Origin of the sequence: uncultured Capnocytophaga sp. (assembly GCF_937936315.1) — a bacterium.
GTDB lineage: Bacteria > Bacteroidota > Bacteroidia > Flavobacteriales > Flavobacteriaceae > Capnocytophaga.
In genome coordinates this window covers 1-5,469 of the sequence record NZ_CALGWU010000053.1, presented here as the reverse complement: position 1 = coordinate 5,469, position 5,469 = coordinate 1, and the positions used below count along the sequence as shown (strand labels likewise).

Here is a 5,469-nt window from a genome sequence, read left to right as displayed (position 1 = left end):
TAGCATTCTTGCTAATAACAACAAAAAAACTCAGGAGAATATCCTGAGTTTTTTTTGTTGTCAATTGTTAAATTATAAAATAGTGTTAAAGTTTTACACTGTATCGATTTTTATTGTACTTTTGCGCCTTGGATATAATTTATCCTTTGTTTTGATGAAAAAATATTCTTTTATGCAATTACTAAAAAACGTATTTAGAGGGCTTTTTATTGCCTTGCTGAGTGTATTAGCAATGAATAATAGTGCTTATGCGCAAATTTGCGATATCAATACGCAAAAATCTTTAGAGCAAACCCACGTGGCGTACTATACAGAAGTTACACAAGGGGGTGATGCTATTTTTACCATCCGTTATCCTTTGGTAGGTACTACCTATACCTTTTCGGATAACTTAGGAACTACCTATTCCATTACCTATACTTCAGGTACTGAAGAGTTCATCTACATCAATGCTGGAGCAGTGAATACCGAGCGTAGGTTCTCTCTCAAAGCCCAAAATGGTGCTTGTACCTATCAATCAGGTTTTGATTATAAGGTTACTCCTATTACTACGCTTAAGCTCGCTACTAGTGTAGAACACGAGTGGTGTGGTAATGGAGGGGCTATCCGTTTTACCCTTATAGGTCCTGGCGCTAATAATAACAATTATAATTTCTATTATAAGAAAAGCAATGTGCCTACTTATAACACTACTACTTCATTATCTCTTACTGGAGTTACTTCCTTAGCAGCAGGTAAATACGACCTTTTAGCACGACCTAAATCAGGTACAGGCGATATAGAGGTCAAGAATATTGAAATCAAAAAAGACCTTAAAACTATTGATTATACCTTATCACAAATTCCTGCTACTTGCGCTTCAGCAGGTATAGGTATAAAAGTAGATATAAAAGTAGATCAATGGGGTAACCACTCTGCTAACTATCCTGTCTACTATACCCTACAAGATGCTACAGGAAATAATATACCAGGCAAAATAAGACAAACTTCTAACATCTTTACGGGGCTCACTCCTGGTACTTACAGAGTGAAAGTAGAAAACTTCTGTGGAGCAAGCCCTACTCCTAAAAGCATTACCATAGCTTCATCCAATCTTACCTTTACAAGTTTATGGACTCATCCACGTCCTAAAGAATTTAATTGTGATTATGTTGAGTTTGACTCTGTTCTCCTTTATGGTACCAGTCTTACAGAGGCTTACACTTCCGATACTTTCCCTTATCCGCTTACAGTAAAGTATGTGATTACAGCTCCTTCAGGTGCAGTGTATACGCCTACTTATACCATTAATAATAAAAGTGACTTTTATTTATATCTACCTGTTGGAACAAGAGATGAGCTAGGGGTAGAGAACCGCTTTAGAGAGCACCGTATTCTTAAAGAGTATGGAGTGTGGAAGATAGCAGCTGAAGTAGAGATGTGCGGTACTACTACCGCTATCCCTGCTGTAACAGCTACCCTTTATAACCCTATAGAAAATGCTCTTGTAGAACAGTGGAACGATGGCGACTCTCCTACTGCTTGCCATAAGATACGTCTGCGTCTGCGCCATAAGTACATAAGAGACAATTCGCCTATACTAAATACTTATTTGGAGCTTGAGCAGGCTCCTGCAAACTTCAACTATGCAGCTGCAGGCTTCTACCAAATACCGGCAACCCACCCCAATCCATTACTCAGAGGTAAATTTGTAAAGAAAATACAATACAATCCTTCTAATTTTCAAACAGTAGTAGCTCCTGACTTTATAGCCGCTGGCGATACTTTCCAATTCCGTTTGGTAGATGATGAGTGCGATACTAATCGCAGCAATCTAATGGATCCTGTTACTATTACACTTTCTACCGCACCACAACCTACAGATATATCCGTTAGAAATATAGCTAGTTGTAAGGATGCTACTGCTACTAGTGCTCCTTACGCTTCTATGCGTATAGGAAAGGGAACTGGTAGTACTATTGATAAAATAGAAATTATAGAGTACAATGGAAATACCACAGGTGCTCTACCTAGTACTTCTATCTCCTTACCTTATACCCTAACAGCTGATAACCGTCTTAATGATGTTACCTGGTATGTACGCGATTTACCTGTTGGTAATTACAAGGTGAAAGCAACCAATATATGTGGAGGTGTAAGAGTTGTTCCTGTAGTCCTTTCTGGGCAAACCTATTCATTTACTTTTGCCCCTGGATGTGAACCCATTGTCCAAGGACGCATTGATTTAGCCCCTACCGACGATTGGCGCTATACTGAGTCACACTTTCTAATACAACAATTGAATGAGGCTACTCAAGTTTGGGCAACAATGCCTCATACAGGTCTTAGTTTAAACCAAAACATCAACCGAAAAATTACCGATGACGGCTTCCCTAGAAAAGGAAAATTCCGTGTGGTACGCCAAGTATTTAACTCAGATAATTTATATGAATGTGTACAAGTGCTTGCCGAAAAAGAATTTGGAGGTGATCTCGAAGAACCTGAGGTTATAGGGGTAGGTTGTGCTGGAAATAAATTCCACGTAATGGTGATTCCAAAAGGGGGTACAGGGCCTTTTACCTATAAACTTGTACATAAAATCCCTGCAGGAAGTACTACCCCCGATACCTCTGTGGCACATACACAAGTGGGCGATAACTTCTTTCTCGATTTGGATGGCACAAACCTCAATACTGCTTATAAGTTTACGGTAACCGATGCCTGCCCAAGTACAAAAGATAGAGAACTTACACTTAGTAATATCCGCCTCCCTAAAATTAAGGCACAAAAAGAATACTACTGTGTAGGTCAATCAGCAGTACTCAAAATGGATGATTTAGGCCCTAATATCACTATTGAGTGGTATCGCTCCGACAATATGGCTGCTCTAGTAGCTACAGGTCATACCCTTACCATCCCTGCTCTTACAGCTGCTGACTTTACAAACCAATACAAAGTAGTTATTAAGATAGCAGGAAAACCAGCTGCTGCTACTTGTATCACCAACGCTATTGCTGCTTATCAGTTCCAGCAAATTACCACTTATCCTTCATATACAGCTCCTACTGGGGTAAATACATCTAAATGTATAGAAGGAAACTTGGCTGTCAATTTCGATTTGAATACTCTCTTTACAGGTACTACTCCTATTACAGGTGGTGTTACTACCACTATTGAAGATGCTTCAGGTGTCATACCTGTGCCTACTAACGGTATAATTAATCTTAATCGATCAGACCTAATTGGTACTCATACTTTCCTTTACAAAATACTTAGCCCTTGTGGTGAACTCATAACCCAAGCTTCTGCCAAGCTAACAATAACACGCGCTTTCAAACCTGCAGTGAAAACTACTGTTAAGGTATGTAATGCGTCAGTAACTTTAAACGAAGTAAAACAACTTATTGATGAAGGCTCTCCTGAAGTAGTTGCAAAACAACCTACATTCCATTGGTATGGCTCGCTCTCTGATGCGCAAGCGCAAACTTCAGAAATAGCAGCTACTACTTCTATCAATACCCCTAATGGTAGTTCGCAAGATTATTACTTGCGCTTTACAAAAAATAATTATTGTGCTGAAACTATATACAAAATTACCATAGCAGGTGAAAGTAGCTTAGTTCCTAAAACCCTTACTAATACAGGTTGTGATATAACAACTGTAGCAAGCCTAAAAGCCTTAGTAGATCCTGCCGATACTGCCAACGTACTTATCTATAAAAATGGTAGTACTACGCCTTTGGGTGATGATGCAGTGATAGAAGATAATGTAGGCTATACCTATGCCAAAAACGTCTATCGTTGTATTACTTCACCTGTTGCGCTGAACTTTAACTTTACCCCTCGTTCTGTTGCTAAAAACGAACAAATATCAGTATGTACTTTTATAGGCTATTACGGAGGTTTGCATACTAAAGTAAAAGATATTAAAGATGCTTTACAAGTGCTCTATCCCAATGCTACGATAACTGTTTTAGGTAGCTCTTCAGGAAACTGGTATGTACAAACAAACCCTAATTCTGATGTGTCAATTACTGGCTATTCAGGATTTAAAATACAAGAAGCTGGTAAGTGTGAGTCCTTACCTTATGTGGTGCGCCTTGCTCAAAACGATATTACTCCTGTACAAGCTCAGTCTATTACCACTTGCGAGGAGATTATGGCTGGTGAATTAGCAGACCAATTGCAAGCTGCCTATGGGTATACAAATGTAGAAATAATAGCAGGTAGATCTACTACTCCTTTGGCAAGAACCGCTTTAGTAGATTGGAACACAGCTCTTTACTTTACAGCTGAAGCAACTGGTAAATGTCGTAGCCCTAAAGTGCCTCTAACTCTTATTAAGGATACCAATGTTACTACAGCTACTGCAAAAACTTTCGAGGTGTGTATGACCGCAGGATCTACCCCACGTGTATCTGACCTTAAAGACGCTATTGGCGGTGGTATCGTGAAGATATTTGTACGCAGTGGTGCTCAATGGGTATTGCAAGCGGATAATACACAGGTTAATCCTTCTAATGCCTATTTCTATACCTTGCAAGCTACAGGTAAATGCCCTAGTATTAAAACACCGCTTATCGTGAGCTTACATACTAAGCCTGCTAATGCTCCTACAGTAAGCCCTACAGTTACACTCTGCCCTACGGCAGTAAGTAGTGTGGTGAGCTTAGATGCCTATGTTACAGCTTTGCCGGCTCATACTTTGCGTTGGTATGCTACCGCTACGGCTACTGCTTATACCTCTACTACTCCTACTATCAATACGCAAGTAACTACTAAAACTACCCTAGAAGCCTATGTGGTGCAAGTGAATGCTAATGGTTGTGAAGGCCCTCGTGCAGTAGTAACCATAACTGTAGATGATACTACAACCCCTACTCTTACCACTCCTGCTCCTTTAGTAGTTGATTGCCGTAATGCGGCTGCAAGCATCACCACTTGGCTTAATAGTGCTACTGCTACAGATAGTTGTGCTACTGCAAACGTAACTAATAATTACAACGCAGTAAAACCTGCCGACCTATGTAACAATAGCGGAGTAGTAACTGTTACCTTTACTGCTACTGATTTGTTTGGTAAAACTGTTACCCAAACAAGTACTATTACTTTGGTGCATATAGAGGCTAATACCGATACCTTCACTATCACCAATGGCACTAATGGCGGTACTACTACCCTTACTATATTTGATAACGACAAAGTAGGAACTCAAACTGCTACACCTGCTACAGTAAGTATGACTGTGGTTACCCCTGCTACGGGGGGTGCAGGTAGTGGAATACCTACCCTAAATAGCAATGGTACTATTACAGTACCAGCAGGTACAGCCTCAGGAACTTATACTATTGTCTACAAGATTTGTACAAATGTAGCTACTCTTACAATTTGTGATACTGCTACCACTACAATTGTAGTAGGTGCTCCTGAAATCAAAGCTAATGCCGATACCTTCACTATCACCAATGGTGCTAATGGCGGTACTACTAG

At 39.9% G+C, this 5,469-nt stretch carries 1 protein-coding gene; it reads left to right on the top strand.

The features are described 5' to 3' along the window. Positions 1-172: 172 nt before the first annotated feature. Positions 173-5,469: hypothetical protein (locus Q0162_RS09545; RefSeq protein ID WP_297891091.1), on the top strand; the 5,297-nt coding region annotated here is incomplete at its 3' end.